Source organism: Flavobacterium succinicans (assembly GCF_001662485.1).
Lineage (GTDB): Bacteria > Bacteroidota > Bacteroidia > Flavobacteriales > Flavobacteriaceae > Flavobacterium > Flavobacterium succinicans_A.
In genome coordinates, this window is record NZ_JMTM01000044.1 from 1 (window position 1) to 1,712 (window position 1,712).

Annotated in this window: 2 protein-coding genes; both read right to left on the reverse strand. The window is 32.0% G+C overall.

All coding sequences use genetic code 11. The features are described from left to right. Window positions 1-70: 70 nt before the first annotated feature. A complete protein-coding gene (locus FLB_RS07315; RefSeq protein ID WP_064715311.1) occupies window positions 71-520 on the reverse strand; it encodes a DUF6896 domain-containing protein in 450 nt (149 codons plus the stop codon). Window positions 521-694: 174 nt separating this feature from the next. Further along, window positions 695-1,615, reverse strand: coding sequence for a hypothetical protein (locus FLB_RS07320; RefSeq protein WP_064715312.1), 921 nt, complete (start codon window positions 1,613-1,615; stop codon window positions 695-697). Between the last annotated feature and the right edge of the window lie 97 nt (window positions 1,616-1,712).

A 1,712-nucleotide genomic window follows, 5' to 3' on the forward strand; every position in this document is an offset into this window, starting at 1 on the left:
ACCCCCTCAAAAGTTGTGAATAACTTTATGATGCTTTACATAGGAGTAGCTGTTAGGCGTTCGTTTTTTTTTACTCAATATTTTGAACTTCTCCATTTTCGTAAAGTTTATGAATCACTTTCTGCAACTCTTGCCATTTCATATCTTTTACTTCATTTCTGTATTTTTCTGTTGATTCCATATAAGATAATAAAAACCAAGCGTCTATATGGCCGAATTCTGGTGCATTACTTAAAACAACTTCTACACTTTTCTGATGGTTATTGTGAAATCCACATTCGCCACCGTGAAAAACATAGTTCCAATTTTCCGATAGCTTTCCTACTCTTGGAATTTTTTCATTACTTCTTGATATTAATTTTTCATAGTCTTCTGACTTGCTTATATCAAGTGAATATTTTTTTCCGAGTTCAAACATCAATTTTTTACCGTCTATTCTATAATCAAAAATAGCTTGCTTGATGATATTCAAATCAATTTTGCTTTTATTATGAAACAAGCTTTTTAGCCAATTTTCCATTTTTAGAAATATTTGTTTTGTTTGGCAAAATGACGCCTAACGTTCCCGCGCTACACGCAGTTTGGGACTAAATTAAACCCATTATTCGGATTTGCCAAATATTTCCAAATACAAACCAATTTTCCCATTAAGCCAAATCCCCAAATTGCTTGTAGCGTGTGTTAGCTGCTGGCACTATTCTTTATCTTCTGATAGAGTAAAATTTAATTTAAAGTCATCTGTCAATCTAACTTTTTTCAGAGAATTCATGTCGAAGTGTCCAAATCCCCAATTTCCTTTGTTTTTTTCTTTTTGCGTCACAAAATGAAAGTTTAGTGGTAAAATTGTTTTTTCATTGTTTAATAGTTTTTCATCAGAAGAATTGAAAGGGAGAAAAATCTGAAGTCTGTGAAAACCAAATGCAAGTATGAATGTAAACTCAGGAGAATTAATCTCACTGTTTTTTCTTTTAGAAAGTATTGCGATTGGCTGAATAAGTGGCGGACGACTTTCATTGTGTATTAAAAGTAATGGGGTTAAATTATCGTCATATTTTTTTTCTGCTTCCCCAATCCAATCAAATGTTTTTTTGAATTTAAAAACTTCTTCTTTTTTTAACATTGATAAGGCGAATTTCACTAAAGCTTTGTATACATATAATGGAGTGAATGTTTGTGTTTCAGCTTTAATATGTAAAGTACCATTTTCAAGTTTCATAAAATCTGTATCGCCTTCGACTTTCGTAATAACTTTGTTGCCATCATATACTTGGTTAGTGAATTTTCCATCATTACTCTTAAATTTGGGATACTTTTTTTTTCCTTTAATAGGAACAAATGAATTTTTTATACCACTGAAAGCACTCAAGTTTGTTTCATATAAACCAAACTTTCTATTACACCCATCGCACTCATTGAAAGAAAATAGAGTTTTGTTTCCCATAAATTCCGGAAGAAAATGTGCTTTCGATTTGAAAGTAGGGTTTGTCAAAGTGCAATATCGACAAATATGAAATTCATCTTTCGGAGAAATATAGTCCACTGACGAGCTTATTATCTCGTATATTTCATAAAATTTTTCTGGACTTGCGTCGTATATTATCTCTCTTTCTTTCATAAAAATATTCTAAGAAAATCGATGCGTGATGGGCGCTTGCAGCTAACGTCTTGGCACTACAGCGGGTTTGGGACTAAATTAAGCCCTATTTTCGGAT

Bases quoted from the DNA above. Each gene is read 5' to 3' on its own strand.
- FLB_RS07315 (WP_064715311.1), bottom strand. From the start codon at position 520: ATGGAAAATTGGCTAAAAAGCTTGTTTCATAATAAAAGCAAAATTGAT.
- FLB_RS07320 (WP_064715312.1), bottom strand. From the start codon at position 1,615: ATGAAAGAAAGAGAGATAATATACGACGCAAGTCCAGAAAAATTTTAT.